Origin of the sequence: Parasaccharibacter sp. TMW 2.1884, from assembly GCF_023337695.1 — a bacterium.
Classification (GTDB): domain Bacteria; phylum Pseudomonadota; class Alphaproteobacteria; order Acetobacterales; family Acetobacteraceae; genus Bombella; species Bombella apis.
This window is the reverse complement of record NZ_QORR01000007.1, coordinates 1-19,705: the sequence shown is the minus strand read 5'-3', so window position 1 is coordinate 19,705 and position 19,705 is coordinate 1. Positions and strand designations below refer to the sequence as shown.

23 protein-coding genes and 1 pseudogene are annotated in these 19,705 nt (G+C 59.4%); 20 read left to right on the top strand and 4 right to left on the bottom strand.

All coding sequences use genetic code 11. The features are described 5' to 3' along the window. Window positions 1-102 precede the first annotated feature (102 nt). A complete protein-coding gene (locus tag DTI93_RS09270; protein WP_249080657.1) occupies window positions 103-666 on the top strand; it encodes a recombinase family protein in 564 nt (187 codons plus the stop codon). Window positions 667-776: 110 nt separating this feature from the next. On the opposite strand, the gene DTI93_RS09265 is transcribed toward DTI93_RS09270, so the two are convergent. The 3 genes from DTI93_RS09265 to DTI93_RS09255 form a co-directional block, all read right to left on the bottom strand. Further along, a complete protein-coding gene (locus DTI93_RS09265; protein ID WP_249080655.1) occupies window positions 777-1,412 on the bottom strand; it encodes a hypothetical protein in 636 nt (211 codons plus the stop codon). Window positions 1,413-1,442: 30 nt separating this feature from the next. Then, the gene (gene repC, locus DTI93_RS09260; RefSeq protein WP_249080652.1) at window positions 1,443-2,648 is read right to left on the bottom strand and encodes a plasmid replication protein RepC; all 1,206 of its coding nucleotides are present in this window, start codon (window positions 2,646-2,648) and stop codon (window positions 1,443-1,445) included. A gap of 590 nt (window positions 2,649-3,238) precedes the next feature. Beyond that, window positions 3,239-3,625, bottom strand: a complete 387-nt coding sequence (locus DTI93_RS09255; RefSeq protein WP_249080650.1) for a helix-turn-helix domain-containing protein — start codon at window positions 3,623-3,625, stop codon at window positions 3,239-3,241. Window positions 3,626-4,024: 399 nt separating this feature from the next. On the opposite strand from DTI93_RS09255, the gene DTI93_RS09250 reads away from it, so the two are divergent. The 8 genes from DTI93_RS09250 to DTI93_RS09220 all read left to right on the top strand — a co-directional run bounded on the left by DTI93_RS09250 (window position 4,025) and on the right by DTI93_RS09220 (window position 11,759). Continuing rightward, on the top strand, window positions 4,025-4,432 hold the full coding sequence (locus DTI93_RS09250; protein WP_249080649.1) for a hypothetical protein: 408 nt from the start codon (window positions 4,025-4,027) through the stop codon (window positions 4,430-4,432). After that, entirely contained in the window at window positions 4,432-5,412 is a 981-nt protein-coding gene (locus DTI93_RS09245; protein ID WP_249080646.1) for a hypothetical protein, read from the top strand. The genes DTI93_RS09250 and DTI93_RS09245 overlap by 1 nt, the downstream gene beginning before the upstream one ends. 255 nt (window positions 5,413-5,667) lie before the next feature. Beyond that, window positions 5,668-7,227 (top strand): ATP-binding protein, encoded by a 1,560-nt coding sequence (locus DTI93_RS09240; protein ID WP_249080645.1) that lies wholly within the window; start codon window positions 5,668-5,670, stop codon window positions 7,225-7,227. A 318-nt stretch (window positions 7,228-7,545) separates the two neighbouring features. Continuing rightward, complete coding sequence (locus DTI93_RS09235; protein ID WP_249080643.1) at window positions 7,546-8,148, top strand: hypothetical protein; 603 nt, start codon at window positions 7,546-7,548, stop codon at window positions 8,146-8,148. 137 nt (window positions 8,149-8,285) lie between these two features. Continuing rightward, entirely contained in the window at window positions 8,286-8,867 is a 582-nt protein-coding gene (locus tag DTI93_RS09230; RefSeq protein WP_249080641.1) for a hypothetical protein, read from the top strand. Window positions 8,868-9,025: 158 nt separating this feature from the next. Next, window positions 9,026-9,988 carry a phage terminase large subunit family protein gene (locus DTI93_RS09525; protein WP_283162750.1) on the top strand — a complete coding sequence of 321 codons (963 nt, stop codon included), beginning with the start codon at window positions 9,026-9,028 and terminating at the stop codon, window positions 9,986-9,988. Window positions 9,989-10,011: 23 nt separating this feature from the next. Then, a complete protein-coding gene (locus DTI93_RS09520) occupies window positions 10,012-10,974 on the top strand; it encodes a terminase gpA endonuclease subunit (protein WP_349292524.1) in 963 nt (320 codons plus the stop codon). Continuing rightward, window positions 10,971-11,759, top strand: coding sequence for a hypothetical protein (locus DTI93_RS09220; protein WP_249080638.1), 789 nt, complete (start codon window positions 10,971-10,973; stop codon window positions 11,757-11,759). Before DTI93_RS09520 ends, DTI93_RS09220 begins: the two co-directional genes overlap by 4 nt. A 265-nt stretch (window positions 11,760-12,024) precedes the next feature. Here DTI93_RS09220 and DTI93_RS09215 read toward each other — a convergent pair whose 3' ends face one another. Then, window positions 12,025-12,414, bottom strand: coding sequence for a hypothetical protein (locus DTI93_RS09215; RefSeq protein ID WP_249080636.1), 390 nt, complete (start codon window positions 12,412-12,414; stop codon window positions 12,025-12,027). Window positions 12,415-12,681: 267 nt separating this feature from the next. On the opposite strand from DTI93_RS09215, the gene DTI93_RS09210 reads away from it, so the two are divergent. From DTI93_RS09210 to DTI93_RS09160, 11 genes and pseudogenes are all read left to right on the top strand, one after another. Beyond that, window positions 12,682-12,918, top strand: a complete 237-nt coding sequence (locus DTI93_RS09210; protein WP_249080635.1) for a gpW family protein — start codon at window positions 12,682-12,684, stop codon at window positions 12,916-12,918. A 71-nt stretch (window positions 12,919-12,989) separates the two neighbouring features. Continuing rightward, window positions 12,990-14,279 carry a phage portal protein gene (locus DTI93_RS09205; protein ID WP_249080633.1) on the top strand — a complete coding sequence of 430 codons (1,290 nt, stop codon included), beginning with the start codon at window positions 12,990-12,992 and terminating at the stop codon, window positions 14,277-14,279. Further along, window positions 14,276-14,572, top strand: a complete 297-nt coding sequence (locus DTI93_RS09200; protein WP_249080631.1) for a hypothetical protein — start codon at window positions 14,276-14,278, stop codon at window positions 14,570-14,572. Before DTI93_RS09205 ends, DTI93_RS09200 begins: the two co-directional genes overlap by 4 nt. Beyond that, window positions 14,569-15,714 carry a phage baseplate assembly protein gene (locus tag DTI93_RS09195; RefSeq protein WP_249080621.1) on the top strand — a complete coding sequence of 382 codons (1,146 nt, stop codon included), beginning with the start codon at window positions 14,569-14,571 and terminating at the stop codon, window positions 15,712-15,714. Before DTI93_RS09200 ends, DTI93_RS09195 begins: the two co-directional genes overlap by 4 nt. Continuing rightward, window positions 15,711-16,217 carry a phage baseplate assembly protein gene (locus DTI93_RS09190; protein ID WP_249080619.1) on the top strand — a complete coding sequence of 169 codons (507 nt, stop codon included), beginning with the start codon at window positions 15,711-15,713 and terminating at the stop codon, window positions 16,215-16,217. The genes DTI93_RS09195 and DTI93_RS09190 overlap by 4 nt, the downstream gene beginning before the upstream one ends. A gap of 40 nt (window positions 16,218-16,257) precedes the next feature. After that, on the top strand, window positions 16,258-16,581 hold the full coding sequence (locus DTI93_RS09185) for a type II toxin-antitoxin system RelE/ParE family toxin (protein ID WP_249080617.1): 324 nt from the start codon (window positions 16,258-16,260) through the stop codon (window positions 16,579-16,581). After that, window positions 16,578-16,871 carry a helix-turn-helix domain-containing protein gene (locus DTI93_RS09180; protein ID WP_249080615.1) on the top strand — a complete coding sequence of 98 codons (294 nt, stop codon included), beginning with the start codon at window positions 16,578-16,580 and terminating at the stop codon, window positions 16,869-16,871. The genes DTI93_RS09185 and DTI93_RS09180 overlap by 4 nt, the downstream gene beginning before the upstream one ends. Before the next feature lie 71 nt (window positions 16,872-16,942). After that, complete coding sequence (locus tag DTI93_RS09175) at window positions 16,943-17,458, top strand: phage GP46 family protein (protein WP_249080613.1); 516 nt, start codon at window positions 16,943-16,945, stop codon at window positions 17,456-17,458. Window positions 17,459-17,532: 74 nt separating this feature from the next. After that, window positions 17,533-18,648 carry a baseplate J/gp47 family protein gene (locus DTI93_RS09170; RefSeq protein ID WP_249080606.1) on the top strand — a complete coding sequence of 372 codons (1,116 nt, stop codon included), beginning with the start codon at window positions 17,533-17,535 and terminating at the stop codon, window positions 18,646-18,648. Between the two features lies 1 nt (window position 18,649). After that, entirely contained in the window at window positions 18,650-19,267 is a 618-nt protein-coding gene (locus tag DTI93_RS09165) for a YmfQ family protein (RefSeq protein WP_249080604.1), read from the top strand. Then, a pseudogene (locus tag DTI93_RS09160) lies at window positions 19,251-19,705 on the top strand (hypothetical protein); the annotation flags it as partial. The gene DTI93_RS09165 and the pseudogene DTI93_RS09160, both read left to right, overlap by 17 nt.

Below are 19,705 nucleotides of genomic sequence, written 5' to 3'. Positions count from 1 at the left end.
CAGCATCCCATGCCGCTGTTTTCCTGTTCTTTTTGAGTTGTCATGAATATGAGAACATGCTGTTCTTTTTACTCCTTAAAGGCAAAAAGAACGGATGGCGTCATGAAATACGGATATGCGAGAGTCTCCACGGTGGACCAGAACATCGGGCCGCAGGTGGAAACGCTGCTGGCCGCCGGATGTGACCTGGTCCGGCAGGAGGTGATGTCCGGGACGAAGAAGGAGGGCCGGGTCGAGCTCCAGCTGCTGCTGGACTTCATACGGCCGGGTGATGTCCTGGTCGTGACCCGGATAGACCGGCTGGCCCGCAGCATTGCCGACCTGTCTTCCATCATCTCATGCCTTGAGAAGAAGGGGGCTTCCCTCCTCGTGACGGAGCAGGGGCTTGATACTGGAACGTCCCAGGGGCGCATGATGGCCGGTCTGCTGGGCGTGATCGCCGAGTTCGAGAATGACCTGAGACGGGAAAGGCAGGCGGAGGGAATTGCTGCTGCCAGAAAGGCAGGCAGGTTCAGGGGCCGGCCTGCGAACAGGGAACGGGAAGAGCGTGTGCTGGCCCTGAAAGCGCAGGGGCTGTCTCTGGGCAGGATCGCTGCCGAGGTTGGCATGAGCCGCTCTGGTGTGAACCGGATCGTGCAGAAGCAGGGCGAATTGCAATTCTTATAATGAGATCTTAATCTTATCTTGCTATAAGATGAAATGAGAAAATCAACAATTATCAGGATCCGCATGCATAAGAATCATTAAAGCGTTTCGTTCTTTTTGGATATATTCCATTATATCTTTTTCAAGCAATTCTTTTTTATTTTTTTTAGAGGTAAATATTTTCCTATTATTGATGATAATTCTAAAAAATATTTATTCCCATTTATTATAAATCTTCTTATTTTCTCCATATTACAAAATGCCCTATACATACTATCATAGACATTTTTAACCCATTCTCCCAATGAGTATGTTTCTACTACTTTTCCATCCACTAATTTCTCAACAAAATGAGGATATCTTCTCACTGGATAATCACAATCATGGTTAATATCTACCTCATAAACCACTCTACTAGGACCTATATAATAGCCTTGATGTTCCATCAAATTTCTGAAAGTTTTATATAGTTTGTAAATATTCTTATATTCTTCTAAATATATTTTGCTCCATATTATAAATGCTTTTCCTCCTGGAGTACTCTTTTCCATGTGCTCCACAATTTCAAAGCATGAGGAAAATCCACTATGGATTCCAAATACTATAATATATCTCAAGCTATCTGATAAATAATCATTTTTATTCTGTAAAATTTTTGCCCCTTCATTCACAGTTTTTAATTTTGTCACAGCATCTTCTATAGGGTTTTCAGTTTGCTTATTATAGGAGTTAAATACTCTATAAGTTATATCATTATTATGCATCATTTATTCCTTTATTATGCGATAATAAGAAGGTCATCCCCTCATTCCATACAGCGTACGGTCCAGATGTAGGTCGCCCCTCAGCTGGCGGTCAATCATGGCACGCAGGTAGCCGCCGGGAGACCTGATCTTGCCTTCGGCCTGGCGGGCGGAGATCACGGCGATGGCCACGGCCGTCTCGTACTGGCCCAGAACGTTGCTGGCCTGTGCCCATGCATGGCGGGAAATGCCCAGGTCATGACTGGCATAGAGGGCAGCCGCCACGATCTCATCCTCCCGGGGCCTGTAGCTGGAGACATACTGCCGGAATGAGGGGGCGATCCCGAGGACAAAGTCCGTACCAGCCCTGAACCCCCGAAGCGGGGATGATGCCGCCCGTGGGAGGGCCTGTTCATCCCGACTACCTGTTTTCCTCATGGCGTAGCGAGCGGAGCGAGCTGCTTTTTCTACAGTAATGATATTATCCGGGTTTGTATCAATATAGTGGGGGCACTCAGGTGACCCCATGGGGTCACTTTCCACAGCCTGAAGGGCAGAAATCCGGATTTCTGCGGCCTCCAGCAGAGCAGTGAGCTGGTCGCATAGGGGGGAAAGCTGGGCCGGGTCCCGGTCCTCGCCACGCTGGAGGGTGATGGCGTGGGCCTGCTGGCCGATCTCTGTGGCCTCGGCCTCGGCCATGCCCATCTCCACGCCCGTCCGGGTGAGGTCGTAGATGCGGCGTGCCAGGGCCGTGACCTGATAATGCAGGCGATGGCCCTCCCGGCGTCTCTCGGCGGCGGCGGCGGCGGCAGCCTTCAGCTCCGGATAGCGGCGGGAGAGGGGGGACATGTCCAGCCCGTAGGCGTACACCGTGCCCCGGCCGGAGGGATGCGCCCGCCGGTAGCGGTGCCCGTTGGGGCTGTCCCGGTGGATCAGCCATCCCGCCTCAGCCAGACCACGCAACAGGGATTTTACCCGTGTGCGGCCTACGTCAAACTGCTGGCCGATCTCGTGATTGCTGGCAATGGAGATCGGATCCCCCCCACTGTGCCATTCATCTTCCCTGGTCCAGCTTGCGAGAAATGCGAGCAGGTCCGTCTGCTGCCGGGTCAGGCCGATCTCCCGCCGTGCCTGATGCAGGGCGGCGATAATCTCGCTGCGGCTGGCATCTGTCAGGGGTAGGCTCTCGGCCTGTAGCTGGGCCGAGAGCATTCTCCCGGTGATCCGGCGTTGTGCTGCCGGGTGTGTTTCTCTCTTCATCTTCATCCTCGATCTGTTGGCCAGACCTGAGGGAAGAGGGTGCCGGGGACTCATTTTGACACAACTCGTCTGTCGCAAGAAAAAAACTTGCAAAAAGAAACAAATTGTGGGAAATCTCTAGACAGCGACGAAAGAGATTTCCGATTAAGTCCCCCGCTCCTGCTTCCCTCAGGGCGGGGCTTTTTCGTTCTGGGCTATTTCAGAGCCAGACTCCTGTTAAAGCGGACAATCAGGCCGCCACCCTACCGGGATTCTGTCGCTGGTGGCAATACCGGCAGGGTCGATTCCGTTACAGGCCGCCTGTTCGTAACGGTTGTTCAATAAAACTCCTCTCAAAAAGGGTGCCAATTATCCCCGCGCGGGCGGGGAACAGGCCCACTGTGAACTGAGAGGTGAGGAGAGGACCGGTTCATCCCCGCGCGGGCGGAGGAAAAGTTGGGGTAGCATCGGAATTTCTCCTCAATTTTTTAAAATGATGAATTTAATTCATCATTTCGACAAGGGGGAAATTGAATTATTTTCAAAAAATCCCTGCTGGAGGGGACAAAAAAGATGATTTCTTTTTAAATTAATTTTAATAGGTTGCTATGTCACGCAGCATTTTTGTCGAGTCCTCTGTCCCTACCAAACGTGTCAATCAGTCTGACGATTGCCTCTCTCTCCGCAATATTCATCGCACGGAACGCTTGAATAAGGGCGATTTCTGTAGCGTTCTCAGTGAAGATGCCGCTAGGCTCCATATTAGAAACAGGCTCACCTCCAGATCTGAGGTAATCAATAGAAACGTTATACAAATCAGCGAGTGCACAAAGGACTTTGAATGATGGAAGTGATTTTCCATGTTCAATTTTTGATAACTGGCTGCATTGTATTTCTACATCAAGTGCAGCAACGGTCTCCGCTTGATTTAAGTTGAACTTTAAGCGCAACGCTTTCAAACGTTGCCCTATCTCTACAGGGTTGATTGAGTTTTTCATGGAAAGAGAATTGCATTTAATGCAATTTTGATGATGAGTGTAATTCAAGTTTTCATTGAAAAAAATTGAATTATATTCATAATGCCTGTATGAACGGACGTCAGCTCAGAAAAAAACGGGGAAAACGGCGGCAGAAATCGCAGACACTCTAGGTTTGCGGAGCGCAACAACCATTTCAAAATGGACCGGGACGGCATCAATTCCAGCTCGTCACATTCTGCTGATCGAAGAAAAATTCGGCATCCCACGGAAGGAACTGCGGCCCGATCTATACCGTCCGGCCGCCCCCTCTTCCGATGCTGCCGCCACCTCAGGGGTGGCGGAATGATCCCCCCACGCTACGCCTCCCGCCCCACTCTGAACAGGTCGTAAATGAATCGGAAAGAAAGTCCGTACTCCATGCCCGCAACCAACCGCCGTTTCTGTCTGAAGTTCGCCCGTGCCCTCTATCCCGGTGAGGTGGGGCTGGAAGATGTTCTGGAGGCGGCTGCGGTGTTTCACGCCTGGCTCTCCGGCCGTCTGGATGTCGGTCTCTCCCGTGCGCCTGCGGCCAGTGCGGATGGAGAGCCGTTCGAGCTGGCGGACCTGCGGGTGACGGTGACTCCCCGGCCGGACGGGCCGGATGATGCCGCACTGGCCCGGCAGGTCCGGCTGCGGGAACAGGCCGAGGCGATGCTGGAAGAGAAAGCCCGACAGCTCCGGCAGGTGAAGAAGCGGTTCAGGCGGATGCTCCTGCTCAACTGGTTTCTGGCCTCGTTTGCCATGGCCAGCGGCCTGCTGGAACTCTGGCTCTGTGGCTGGCTCTGATGAAAGACGGAATATCAGCGGCGGAGGTGGCCCGGGGGCTGGCAGGGCGTGCGCCGGAGCTGGTGCGGGAGCTGCTGCCCAACGGCAGAAGGGCGGGTAATGAGTGGGTCTGCGGTTCTCTGGCAGGGGAACCAGGGCGAAGCCTGTCCGTCCGGCTGAGTGGTGGCAAGGCGGGCGTGTGGTCCGATTTCTCCAGCACAGAGAGCGGGGATGCGCTGGACCTCGTGGCCTGCGTTCTGTTCGGCTGCGACAGGAAGGCGGCCTACCGCTGGGGGCTGGCATGGCTGGGCTATGGCGGGTCTGCTCCAGAGGTGGAGCAGCGGCGGAAGGTGGACCGGCAGCGGGCGGCAGACCGGGAACAGGCAGAGGCTGAGGAACGGAAGCGGAAGGTGATGCGTGCCCGTGCCCTGTTCGGCTCGGCCGCCAGACTGCACCCTGATGATCCGGTGGTGGCCTATCTGGCCGGGCGGGGCATCCGCCTGTCGCCGGAGAGGTTCCCGGCCTCTATCCGTTATCATGAGGCTGTGTGGTGCCATGAGCGGGACAGGTTCCTGAATGCGATGGTGGGTGCGATCCTGAGCCTCTCGGGCGAGCTGATCGGCGTCCACATCACCTATCTGGAATGGCGGGATGGGGGCTGGAAAAAGGCCAGGCTCCAGACAGCCAAGCGGATGATGGGCAGTTTTTCCGGCGGGTTCATCCCGCTGGCCCAGGGGGATAGCGGGCGGCCGCTGCGGGCCATCGAGCCTACGGAAGAGCTGATCATCGGGGAGGGTGTAGAAACCTGTCTCTCCGTGGCCGTCTGCTGCCCGGAGTATCGGATTTTCTGTGCCTGCTCACTCTACAATATGGGCCGGGTCGTCCTGCCGGATGCGGTGGGGCGTGTCCTGCGCTGGCGGACAATGATGAAGGCAATGCGGCTGCCCAGGCGGCGTTCCGGAAGGCTGTGGCGGCGTGGAAGGAAAAGGGCGTGCGGGTGAGGGAGGCCCGTGCCCCGATCGGCAAAGATTTTAACGATACGCTGGCCGCACTGGGGGCTTCATGAGCAACTCGATCAGGCAGGCGATAAAGGATGCGCCGGAGGCCGGGGAAGCTGGCCCGTGCCCCGTGGCGGCCCTTGGCCATGCGGAAGGCAGGTTTTATTTCCTCGATGCTGTCGGGCAGCTGCGGGACCTCTCCGCCTCTCAGGTGGGGAAAAGAGAGGATCTGATGAGCCTGTTCCTCGATGAAGGGATGTGGCTGACGGCTCCGAAGTGGAGGAGTTTGTCACCGTGGATTTCAACAAAAATCAGGCGTCGGCATGGCTGATGGCGGAATGTCGTCGGGCTGGTTTGTATGGCGACCATATAAAAATCCGCCGTCCCGGTGTGTGGCCGGGCGACGATGGAAGGCCGATCGTTCACTGTGGGGACGAGGTGTTCCCCATCGGGAAAAGGCCGATCATGGCTGGAACACGGGAAGGCAGCCAGATATGGGCCGCCGCCCCGCCGGAACCCCGCCCCGGCAGGGAAGCGGCCACCCGGGATGAGGTCCTGCATCTGGAGCGGGAGATCGGCCGGCTCTGGAATTTCCGCCGGGAAGGTGGAGAGGTCGCCGTACTGGGGCTGCTGGGCTGTGCCTATTTCGGGGCGGCGATCCCATGGCGTCCGGCAGGGTTCCTGACGGGAGCGGCGGGTTCTGGAAAATCCTCCCTGCTGGCCGTGATCCGCAATGCCTGTCCGATGAGCTTTTACACGAATGACACGACCAAGGCCGGGATTGAACAGTCCCTGGACGGGCGGGCGAAGCCGACACTCATTGATGAAGCCTCCGACAAGGAGGATCAGCGTGGTGCCCGTGCCCTGCTCGACCTCGTGCTCTCGGCCTCCGGTGGGGAGGGCACGAAAGGCAGCCGGGGCGGGAAGGAAGGGAAGGTCCGGCATATTGAGGTCGCAGGCAGCATCCTCATGGCCTCCATCGCCCCGCCGGACATGAAGGCCCAGCATTTCGGCCGCTTCACGATCATTGATCTGGACAGGGCCAGGCTGGGGGCGGACCACAATGAGGCCCACAGGCGGTTGCAGGGCTGGGCGACAGAACACGGGGCACGGCTGTGGCGGCGTGCCCTGGATGGCTGGCAGATCATCCCGGCCTGTACGGAGGCATTCCGTGCCGCACTGAAAGACGAGGGGTGTGCCCCTCGGGACATCGACCAGCTGAGTGCGCTGCTCACGGGCTACTGGGTGCTGGCCGGGGACGGGGCACCACCCCGGGCCGTGGGCGATCTGGTGGACGCCATGGCAGGCTACATCAGGGATGAGGCCGATGTCCTGATGCTGGATGCCAGCCAGCAGCTGGCGAACCATCTGCTTTCGCAGATCGTGCAGGTGCAGCGTTCGACGGAGCGGCGGTCTGTCGCCGACCTGATCCGGCGTGTGCTCGGGGAGGAGGATGCGGCCCGGCCGGACATTGCCGGAACGGCCGAAGACAGCATCTCCCGGATCGTCGCGGCGGAGGTGCTGGCCCAGTACGGGATCAGGGTGATCCGGGCCGATGAGCCGAAGAACAGGCGTGGCGTTCCCGCACCCCGGAAGGCGGCCGGTCTCGGCATCTGGTTCTGGCCCGGCTCATCCCCTCTCAAGGCCCTGTTCAGGGACACGCCATACAGCGGGCAGAAGTTCGAATACGAGCTGCTGCGCTTTGAGAGTGCCAGGAAGGCGAAGGAACAGATCCGGATAGGGGCGAACAGGGCCAGGGGCTGCATCTGGGTATCAGGTGAAGAATTAGGGTTTGGAGATGGCGTCAATGATGGGTAATATGTGGGCATCAAGCCGCAAAAATCTGGTTTGTCTCACCGGTGAGACATTGGGTGAGACAATAAATGAGACAAAAAAAACCGCCGTCCCTCTAGGGCTGCGGGCGTTTTTTCGTTTTTGTCTCATTTGTCTCACGAAAAAAAGCCCCTTCAGCTGTTTCCCCTCCGACAGAAAAATTGCTGATAGAGATATATGCCGAGACAATGAGACAAGTGAGACAGAAAGAATAGAAGACTACAGAAACTGCGGTTTTTTATGTCTCACTCAATGTCTCACTTTTCCATTCAATGTCTCACCCGCCACCGGGGAGGGCCTGTGATGGCTGCCAGACGCAGGAAAACGCCCGGCATCCCGGCAGTGCGTGATGTTCTTCCCACCCCGGAGCGGATGAAAAAGCCGGACTATGAAAACGTCGGCGGTGGCCGTAGGCGGCGGGTCAACACCCTGCTGGCACTGCGGAAGAGCGGGCGCATCAACAGTGAGGCCGAGAGCATCGCCGAAAAATGGCGGAACGATTACCTCTTCGCCCGTTTCGGCGTGAAGGATGTTCCGGAAAATCCTCTCCCTTCACAGGACGGGCCGGGCGATGCCCATACCCGTGGCCTGGAACGTGCCTTGGTCTCGGAAAAGCTGGCCTACGTGGCCGACATCCTCGGGGATGACGCCCAGTCCCGCCTCGTTCTGCTTCTGATCGAGGGGCTGTCATTCACTGCGCTGGCGGAAGCCCTCTTCCCCGGCCGTTCTCAGGCTGACGGTGCCAGGGAAGCCGCCGCATCTCTCGCCACCATTCTGGGAATTCTGCCATCAGCGTACCGGACAGGCTGTCACCTCCAGTCCATGCGCCGCCATGAGGACAGACGACGTCTCAGGGCGGACCGTCCGGTACGGATCAGGGCGGCGGAGTTCGCGGGTCCTTCCTGAGGGATGGCCACCAGAGGATAATTCGAACCCCGATATCTCCCAGTTTTATATAAGTAAAAACTGTCTTTCTGTTTTTGTTGTTTTTATCCATGACATAAATGAACGTGAGCGATCTTCTTTCAGTCAATAAAAGTCAGATGGCGAAAGAACTTAATGTTTCTCTTCCCACGCTGACTTCATGGATGGAAAAATACGAAGACTTCCCGATCATCTCACGTGGACGCAACGGAACTTCATACAAGTTCAGTCCTTCTGACGTTTTCAGGTTCCTTGACCAGAAGAAACAGGCAGAACTGGAAAAACAGACGGACCGGGACGAAAAGCTGGCCAGCCTTCAGCTCAGCTTCGCCAACCTGTTCCCCGAGGAGGAACAGCCGGCACTGCATCGCCATGAGGACGTGAAGAAGAGCCTAGATCTCGCCAGGCTCCGGCAGCTCCACCGCAAGGAGGCCGAAGCCTGCGGGCTGCTCGTCCCCGCCAATGACCTCCGTGATGAACTCATGTCGGTACTGGCACGCCTGGGCACGGAGAGCCGGAACTTCATAAAACGCATGGGAATTCAGAATGGCATCCCCCAGGAAATCGTCACCCACAAGCTGACGGAGTACGAAGATCTCCAGAAATCCCTGATCGGCGAAATACTCGGCCGCCTGACGCCCAGGGAACCCACCGGGAAACCCGCCCCGCAGGACGAAGGAGAAGCCGGTGAGCTTCTCTGACACTCTCACGGAGGACTTTCCCTTTGCGGATGCCCGTGCCCTCCTGCGGGAGGCCCTGTCCTACTACCTGTCGGCCGACCGTGTCTCCGTGGCAGAACACGCCGCCAGACACCGCTATCTCGACAATCGTGGCGGTGGCTATGTGGGCCGCTGGAACCATGAGGAAGCCCCCCTACCTCATCGGCCCCATGGAAAGCCTGACAGGCCCGCACCTGACCACGGCCATCGTCGGCCCCGCCCGCTCCGGAAAGACCACCGTCGGCCAGAACTGGCTTCTCCAGTCAGTCGAGACGGACCCGGCCGACTTCCTCGTCTATGCCCAGACCGACGAAGTGCTGAAGGCCTACGTCAAGGCGGAGATCGAGCCGATGATCAGCCTCCATGCGGGGATGGCGTCCCGTCTTGGCCGCAAGCCGAAAGACAGGTCGATCGAGTTCAAGCGTTTCGCCGGCATGTGGGTCCAGTTCCTGTCCGCCACCTACAACAACCTCACCAACAAATCCGCACCCCGCATCATCATCACCGAGCTGGACGCCTGCGATCCTTCCGGAGAAGACACCTATGCCCTAGCCGACATCCGGCGGCAGACCTTCGGGCGGGACAGCATGGTCCTGGCGGAAAGCCACCCGGATGCCGCGGCCAGCCTCAACCCGAAAGGGTGGGATGCCGGCATCATGAAGCTGTACCGTGACAGCGACCGCCGCACATGGTGGTGGCCCTGCCCCCACTGCAATGCCTTCTCCAGCCCGACCCCGGGGGCGGAGCGTGAAATGGTCCTGAACTACGATGAGAACGCCCCCCTTGATGAGATAGAAGCTCACGCCGTTCTCATATGCCCCAGCTGTGGCGGCCTGATAGAAGACAGCTGGCGGCGCACGATGAACAGGGACGGCCTGTGGGTTGCCGCTGGCCAGCGCATCGGTGAGGATGGTGCCGTCAGCGGCACGCCCGTCCCATCCGACATCGCCGGTTTCTGGATCACCGGCCTCATGAGTCCCTTCATGATCGGCGGCACCGGTGGTCTCGCCCGTGAGATCGTCCGCACGAAGCGTGATTTCGAGGCCACGGGAGACGATGCGGAACACCGTGCCGTCATCGTCAAACGCCTGGGCGTACCCTAACCCCGCCCCGCAACCTCCGTGCCGTGGATGGCGAGGCCCTTGCCCTACGGGAAGATGCGTCCCTGGCCCTGGGCCGTGTCCCTGTCGGCGTCCGCATGCTCACCGCCGCCGTGGACGTACAGGCGAACCGTTTCGAGCTTCTCATCCGTGGCTGGGGGGTCGAAGGCGAAAGCTGGGTGATCGACTACCGCCAGATCAGGGCGGAAACCGCCACCAGCCCCGCCGACTGGGATCACCTGATCCGCCATGTCATGCTGACCCCCATCCCGCTGGCCGACAGATCCGGCCGGGCCATGAGCGTCACGGCCCTGGGCTATGACTCCGGGGGAGAGGAAGGGGTCACCGCACAGGCCTATTCTGCCTGGCGTCGTGCCCGACAGCAGGGCATCGTGAAACGTGTCGGCCAGATGGAGGGCCGGACGGTCTACAATGTCCTGCCTCTCAAGGGCATGTCCGCACCGGCCGCCCCACTCCTGGCCGTACGCTATCCGGACAGCCAGAGGGCGGTGACCCTCAGTGCCCGCACGAACGACGTTCCGCTGGGGGCGTTCAGCCCCAACCAGTTCAAGGACCGCCTGTCATCAGACCTGCTCGTCCAGATGCCCGGTCCACGGCATGTCCATTTCCCTGCCGGGCTGGGCCAGCTCCACGACTTCTATGACCAGCTCTCCGCCGAGGAACGCTCTCCCTCGGGCCGGTGGAACAAGAAGCGGGGTGGCCGCCGGAACGAGGCATGGGACCTCATGGTCATGACGGACGTGATGGCCCATCTCTTCGGCGTTCACCGTTACGGCTGGGACGCTCCGCCCGCATGGGCCCGTGGGTGGGATGAGAACGTGATGGTGTCCGCCGCTCCCCTGCAGGACACGCCAGAAGAAACCCCGGCCCCGCCCTCCATGCCACCGCCACCCGACGTCCGTCTGGCCAGGATCAGGCAGCAGGCCGCCCGCATGGGCTCACTCAGGAAATCAGGGAACATGTCATGAGCAGACCGACAGTCACCATCTCCATCGACAGTAAAAAACTCAGGGAGGGACTGAACGAGCTGCGTGGCCGGGGCCTGCACAGAAACATGACGAACGTCGTCAACAAGCTGGCCTTTGACGGTACGGCAGCTCTCCGGGACGAAATGAAGAGGGTTTTCAAAAATCCGACCAACTGGACCCTGAACAGCTTCAAGGTGATCAAGGCCAGACCGTTCAGGACGGATGCCGCCATCGCCATCAGAGATCTCGCCCCGGGCTATGATCGAGGGTCGGCAGCTGCCCGCTATCTCTCACCGGACGTCCTCGGGGATCAGCGGGGCATGAAACCCTCCGAACATGCCCTTTCAGAACTGTCCGGAAAACAGTTCTGGGTTCCCGGGCGGGATGCCCCGCTGGACGCAAATGGCAACATAAAAGCGTCCGAGATCGGCCGTATCCTGTCTCACCTCAGCCTGCACGACGATCCTGGCAAGAACCTCTCGGACCAGGCAGCCGCCCGCCTCCGGAGGCGGACCCAAAGACGTGGGCCGAAAAATGCCAACGGCCAGAGGGGGAGCTATTTCGTGGGACGCGCCGAGAACGGTCACGCCGTTGGCGTATATAAATATTCCGGAACACCCGGGAAAATACTGGAAATAATCCGGTTCGTCCCAGTACTGCCGCGCTATCACAAAATCCTGCCGGCCCAGCAGATCGTCAGTCAGGTGATCGAGCGGCGGGCCCGTCATCATGTCGAACAGGAAATCGCCATCCGTGCCCGGAAAAAGGCAGAAGGCAAATCATGAGGTCAGGGCCTGTCCTTCCTTGGCAGGTATTTTCTCTCAAGAAGTATGAAGGGCAGCGCCATCAGGGCATAGCAGCACGCCCAGAGAAAATCACTCATCCTGAAATGGAAATGCAGCTCAACGAGCCGCAGTAAATGCGCCATCAACATGTAAGCGAGAAACATCATCACATTATAGGCAAATCTCATGTAGGCGGTTCTCATGTCCTTCCCCCGGCAGGTGCCTGCAGGAGGCGTACCCCGTACGCCTCCACAAAGACCTGACCTCAATGATGGTGGTGGTGGTGGTGGTGATGGTGATGGCCAGATATGGCATTCACCGCCCACTGTCCTGCCTGGGCAACGGCAGGACACACCTTTTTGGCTGCCAGCCCTCCCACTCCGGCTGCGACGAAACCCGCCACCCTTCTGCCGATGACCGGAACCCTGCTGCCAAGGTAATTCGCAGCTCCGCCAACAATGACAGGAACCGCCCCCTCACAGAAACCCTGCATGGCATCCCCGTCATAAAAATTGTGCATGTATTCTGCGGCATCATCATACCAGCCACCCCATCCGGGATTGTCTTCGACGCCAGCACTGCCACCACCTACCAGATCGAGCTCCATCGCATCCAGAACCCGAATTCCACTTTCTTTCACTGATCCACGAGACATGGCGTCATCCTCACTCAAGGCTGCCCCCTGACTTTACTGCCAATCAGAAAAGCGGGGCACCCCCAGAATATGTTTCCAATCTTTCCCTAAAGTTAATGAGAATCATTATCATTCATATTTTCCACTAAAATAATTTTTACGATCATCTCCCCCTTGATTATCTGCGCAGATAGTTTCTATAAAAACACTACAGTTTCGCAGTTCGTTCAGGCGGCCCCGGTGGCCGCCTTTTTCGTGCGTGGAATTTCCCCAGAAAATGAGGTCATCATGACCGTCCCGCTTACCCCCTCGCGGCCCCTTTTCAACCCGAAAAGCTCCGCCCTGGCAGGCATGTCGCCGGAGCAGCTCCGGCAGCACCTGTCGGCCCTCCAGAACGCCTATCTCGCCCTCCAGTCCGGACAGCAGGTCGCATCCGTCTCCTACGCCCAGGGCGACGGTTCCCGTTCCGTCAGCTACCGGGCGGCCGATGCCGGGCAGCTCCTCCAGACCATCCGTCTGGTCTAGGCCCAGCTGGGCATCCCCGGCACACGCCGTGCCGCCCTCCGTCCCGTTTTCTAACCACGCTCGAGGTTCCCATGACCCGTCTTTCTCCCCGCCGTGCCGCACTGCAGCAGGGCGGCAGGAGAAATGTGCCCGGCCTCCGGCAGAGGCCACGCCCCATAGGGCTGCATAACCCATCAAACCTGCCCTATGACGGGGCGGACTACTTCAGCCAGCACACGCAGCAATGGTTTCCGTCGCTGTGGTCAGGCGACACCACCATCGGCCCCTTCCAACGAGACACGCTGGTGGCCCGCATCCGGGACCTCGTCCGCAACGATGGATGGGCCTCGGGGGCCGTCACCCGGGTTCTGGACAGTGCCGTGGGCGTCTCCCTGCGGCCCGTCTCCAAGCCGGACCACCGCTGGCTCCGCCACGTCTCCGGCAATTCCCGTTTTGATGCCTCATGGGCCGCAGAATTCGGTTCCTTCGTGGATGCCCACTGGCGGAACTGGGCTGATGATCCCGCCCGCCATAACGACACCGAACGTCAGCTGACCTTCAGCCAGCAGATGCATCTCGCCATGCGCCATCTGCTGATAGACGAGGACTGCCTGGCCATCCTCCCCCGGATGGAAGACCGGGTCTCCCTGGGCCGGGGCCGCTACGCCACCACGGTGCAGATCGTCGATACGGACCGTCTCTCCAACCCCAACAGCATGTATGACCTCGACAATATCCGGAACGGCGTGGAGATCGACATAATGACAGGCAGCCCCGTCGCCTATCACATCAGGGAGGCCCATCAGGCAGACTGGTTCCAGGCAGGCCGGTCCGTCACATGGCGGCGTTTCCCGAAGGAGGATGAATATGGCACCCCGTTGGTCGTCCATCATTTCGAGCGTCATCAGGCCGGACAGCACAGGGGAGGAGCAGGAATCTTCGCCCCCGTCATCACCCGCATGAAGATGCTGGCCCGTTACGACACGGCCGAGCTGGACGCCGCCATCGTGAACGCCGTCTTCGCCGCCTTCATCGAGACACCCTACGACCCCGCCTATACGGCAGAGGCCCTGGGGGCACCTAACGCCTCCACGGCCTTTGGCGACAGCCCCGCAGGCTGGGGTGCCTGGGACGAACGTGTCGCCTACAATGAAGGGCGGAACCTTTCCCTCCAGGGCTCCCGCATCCCCATGCTCAGCCCCTGTGCTCCCTTTCGGCAGACCTTCTCTCCCCCCTGCCACAGCAGGCTGGAACGGTCTCGGAGGCACAGCAGCTTGCGGTCCCGTGGACACGCTTCTTTCTCTCATGCCTCGCTCTCGGCCCTCTGGCGGAGGCCCTGTCAGACTGGCAGCCCGCCACCGCAACGGAAGGGAACGCCATGATCTCCCGCATGGCAGCTGTTTACGATGATTTCCAGACGGCAGCCGGGAACAATGGTCTTGATGACCTCTACCGCTCTCTGGCAGATCTTTCCGCAAAAAGCCTTGAGGACCTTTCGCAGAAATCGGCCGTCCTTCCGGACAGCGTGACAGTCACACGGAACAGGCCTGTTCCGTCCCTCGTCCTGGGCCAGCAGCTCTATGCCGATGCGGGCCGCTCCGATGAGCTTGTGCGGCGGTCGTCAGCCCCTCATCCGGCCTTCATGCCATTGTCATTTGAAGGGAAATCAGCATGAAAGCCACCGCCCAAGATGCCTCTCTTCTGACCGTCACTGTGGAGGGGCAGGAGCTGACAGGCTGGGAATCATACAGCTATCATGCTGGGATTGACGTCATGCCGTGGCAGATCACCGTCACCGCCACCCTGCACCAGCCGGGAGGAAGCAGCCTGAACCTTCAGGAGGGTATGGCAGCCAGAGTGAAACTGGGCGATGACCTTCTGCTCACGGGGTATCTCGTCACCATCGCCGAGAACATCAGCGCAAGAGCGCACAGCCTCTCCCTTCTCATCGCCTCGAAAACGCTCGACCTGACAGACTGTTCCGGCTCATTGGTCACGTCCGACCTCAACATCGGCAATAATGAAAGCTCGGGCCGCTCTTTGGTCGACATGATGGGCCTTGTCTGCAAACCCTTCGGAGTGGCTGTCACGGCGGACCAGGGGCTGGACAATCCCGTCATCCCCTTCTTTGCCATCAACCTCACCGAAACGCCTTACGCCATCATCGACCGCCTCTGCCGTCAGGTTGGCGTGATTTTCACCGATACACCGGAAGGTAATGTGCGCCTGGTGAAGGTCGGCAGCACATCACCTTCTGCCGCCCTCGCTTACGGTGACACGATCGAGGAATATTCTGAGCAGCGGTCAACCGATGGCCGGTACAGCGTGATAAGGGCGGTCCTTCAGACCTCCCAGCTGCTCAGCCAGGAGCCGGACAGTGCTGACTACGTGTCTCAGGTGAAAGCGTCTGAATCTGGACGGGAGGCCCACGATCCTGGGATCGCCCGCAACCGGCCCCTTCTTATCCCTGTTGACCTTGGTGATGCCAATTTTGAGGTGGCCGCACGGCGTGTCCTCTGGGAGGTTGCTCGCCGCTCCGGCAGGGCCAGCCCGATCACGGTGACGGTCTCAGGGCACAGGGATGCCTCGCAGGCACTCTACCGTCCCAATCAGCCCGTCACGCTGACCAGGCCGGATGGCAGTACGGTGGAGCGGATCGTCAGTTCCGTGAACCTGATTGGCGGCGTCTCCGGCAGGCGGGCCAGTCTGACACTGCTGACGGCCGAAAGCCTCCAGCCTCAGCCGATCGTCAACAGGCTGACACAGAAGGGGGGCGTGGCTGCTCAGGAAGATTCCATGAGGGCAGCGGGGCCATGACCGCCTTCTCCCGTCTCGCAGGCCGTCTCGCCTTCCTCTTCAGCATCGGCAGGCAGACAGCAGATACCGTCACGCAGAAAGGCGGCCAGCTTCTCCAGCTTGTCCTGACGTCGTCAGAGCTGAGGGACAAGGTCCCACTGCTCCAGCAGTACGGGTTCGTCTCCCGTCCCCGCCCTGGCTGTGACGCCCTGGTCGTCTTTCTGGGTGGGGACCGCTCCCGCCCTGTCGCAGTCGCCACGGGGGATCAGAGAAACTATCCGGACGATCTCCTGCCCGGTGAGGTCTGTCTGGTTCACCCGCCAACGGGCAGCCGGATACGGCTCCATGCGGACGGTTCGATCTCCCTGTCTCCTGCCAACGGGACAGTCACGCTCACCGGCAGCCTGCATGTCTCCGGCACCGTCACGGCAGAGAAGGATGTCGTGGCCGCCGGCATCTCCGGCAAGGGCCATACCCATGGTGGTGTACAGGCAGGCGGGGCTTCGACGGGCCAGCCGGAATGATGTCCTTGTCATTCATATCATATATGATATGAATGACGGCATGAACTGGTCTGTCGAAACCCTCAATGATGACGTTGATTCTGAGATAGAAGAGCTGCCGCCTGCACTCCAGGCACGGCTGATCAGGCTCATGGAAATGATTGAGAAAGTCGGGCTGGAAAAAATGGGGTCTCCTCATGCCGAACATCTCGATGGAAAGCTGTGGGAATTACGAGCCAAGGCCCCGGGAGGAATTGCCAGAGCACTCTATGTTGCATGGACAGGCAGGAGGGTCATCATACTGCATGTCTTCGCCAAGAAAACACAGAAAACACCTCGGCGTGCACTGGAGCTGGCACGAAAAAGGCTGGAAGAACTGTCATGACCGCACTTCACGCTCTCAAGAACCGCCTGATGCAGAATGAGGATTTTGCACGGGAATATGACCAGGCAGACGCAGAATACAGCCTGCTTGAAGAAATGGTGAGCCTTCGCAACCGTGCGCATCTCACGCAGGAGGAGGTTGCCAGACGGATGAAGACATCGCAGTCAGCCGTTGCCCGCCTTGAGGCAGGAAATGGGTCACCTACCATAAAGACCTTGCAGAACTACGCCCGGGCAGTCGGCAGTACCCTCGTGATCGGGTTCAGTGATGGCCACAGGTCAGCTTCCTGACGATGTCCGGTTCAGCGTCTTCATGAACAGCCCCCATATGGGGGCTTTTTTTATGCCGGGAGGCCGTACTCATGGCGGACATCGCCCTGACCTTCGACAGCTTCACACAGGCCGGAGACCTTCTTTTCTCCGATGGTGATGTCGCCCTGGAAAACCCCCTGAAAACGGCCCTGCTGATCTCCTTATTCTCCGACCGTCTGGCACCGGATCAGCTTACGGCTCAGGATCGTGCCGTGGGCGTGCTGCCTCCCGGCAGTGCCGTGAACTCCGCCCTTTCACCACGGCGGGGCTGGTGGGGGGACAGTATCGACAGCGACCTGATCGGCTCCCGCCTGTGGCAGCTGAAGCGGATCGTCCGGACCGGATCATCTTCCGTCCTGAGGGAGATCGAGGCCGTCGTGCATGAGGCCCTCGCCTGGATGCAGGCTGACGGAATTGTGGACCGGACCACCGTGCTGGCCAGCTGGGCAGCCGCTGCCGACAATACCGTATCACTTGTCATCAGCCTGACTGAGCCAGGTGCTGGATCTGGCCAGAGCTATCAGTTCACGCTGGCGTGGAACAGCATCCATGACGCTCCTGGTTAAACCGGTTTAACCGGGCATGTTTCCCCCTGTTTCCTGCCGCCTGCGGGCGGTTTTTTTGTGCCGGAGGCTACGCCATGCCATTTAACCGTCCAACTCTGACAGAGCACCGGAACCAGATACTGCGCGACATGCAAGGCGGTACTCTTCCCGGCGTGACGAACGTGACCCGGTTCTCCGTACTGGGGGTTTTCGCAAAAGTCTGGGCCGGAATGGCCTATTTGCACGACAGCTTCCTCGACTGGATCGCCCGACAGGGCGTGCCATGGACAGCGACTGACGAAAATCTGGAGGGGTGGGGCAACCTGAAAGGTGTCGTGCGGAAGGCGCCCTCTGCCGCCTCCGGTGCGGTGACATTTCAGGCCGTGGCGGGGTCAACCATCCCGGCGGACACGACCATCTCGGTAGGTGGCGTGGGCACCGGACAGACAACAGAAGCAGTAACTGCTGACAGCAGCGGGCGGCTGACCGTTCCTGTTGCCATGAGCACGACGGGGGCAGCGGGGAACGTTCCTCTTGGATCTCTTGCGGAACTCTCCAGCCCTGTTCTGGGCGTGCAGTCCAGCGGGCAGGTCACGGCCGCATTCACCGGCGGGGCGGATGCGGAAGATGAAGAGTCGTTCCGCAGTAGGGTTCTTGCGGCCTACAGGACGGCAGGCCGCAACGGGCGGGCACAGGATTATATCGACTGGGCACTCTCCGTACCCGGTGTCACACGGGCTTGGGTTAATCCTGACGGGTTCGGGGCAGGAACCGTCGTGCTCTATGTGATGATGGAGGATGGCAACGGGAACGGTGGCTTCCCTGTCGGGGAGAACGGGGCCGCTGGTGCGGACCATCGCTACCCTGCGGCAACTGGAGACCAGCTCAGGGTCGCTGACCTGATATATGAAGAACAGCCGGTGACCGCCCTGGTGATCGTTTGCGGTCCCATCCCGCAGCCTGTCGATTTCATGATCTCTGGCCTCGGGCAGGCCAATACGGCGGCCAACAGGGCGGCCATCACGACATCCCTGAGCGATGTATTCCGGCGGGCCAGCCGCCCCGGTGGAACAGTGTACCCGTCGGCATGGAACGCTGCCCTCGATGCGCTCAACCTTTCTCAATATTCCGTCGTTGCGCCTACGGGAGCGGTAAGCGGGAAAACAGTCGGCCATATGCCGATCTTAGGCAATATTGATTTCGGAAACTGACATGGTCCCGCGCTATTCATCTTCCGATTACAGGAACGCCCTACTCAGTCTTCTCCCCACGGGCCCCATCTGGAACCGCGCCATTTCAGGCGGATATTCACGGCTCTTCGCCGTCCTCGGGAGGGTCTATGAGCGGAACAATGTCCGGGCGGCGTCCCTTATTGAGGATCTGTTCCCCGGGACGACGGAGCAGTTCCTGCCAGAATGGGAGGCCACCCTCGGCCTGCCGGACTCCTGCGTTACCGGCCGGCAGACACAGGCAGAGAGACGGACCGGCATCATCACGGCCCTGACAGATGAAGGAGGGGCCAGCATCGCCTATTACCGGCGGCTGGCCGCCCGCAGCGGGGTCAGCATCACCGTGCGGCAGTTCGCCCCGGCCCGGGCGGGCGTGCTGAGGGCGGGGCAGCCATGTTGCGGTCAGGACTGGGCCTACGCCTGGGAGGTCACGCTACCGAAAACGCTCATCCTGCCGTTCCGGGCCAACTGGAACGCCGCAGGCGAGCCTCTGCGGAGCTGGGGTGGGGGGTATCTTGAGTGCATGCTCTCGAAACGCTCGCCCGCCCATACGATTTTGATTTTCAGATACGAGGATAGCGACAGTGGCGTATCGGATTGATGACAGGACAGCGGTTTCACTGCTGCCCGCCCCGAAAACGACAGGAACAGGCCAACCCGGCTTCTTCACGGCCGGGGACCCGCAGACAGGAGAGGGGGCAACTGTCGTCACTGACGACTGGCTGAACATGGTGCAGGAGGAGCTGGTCGGGGTCGTGCAGGCGGCCGGAATTGCTCTTGATAAAACAGACCGAGGGCAGCTGCTGGCGGCGATACGGAAATTCGTTAATGCGTCTCTTCCGGTCAACAATCCTGCCGTGCAGGGCACACTTACCGTCAATCGGGTTGTCTCTACAGACAACGGCGGGGATGACCTCAACCTGCTCTACGGCCCTGGTCTGGCGAGCCGGTTTTCGTTCCAGCGTGACGGAAATACCGTCCTGTATAAGAACGGTACTGCCTTCTTCTCCCTGAACGAGGGAGGGGCGTTCCTGGGTGG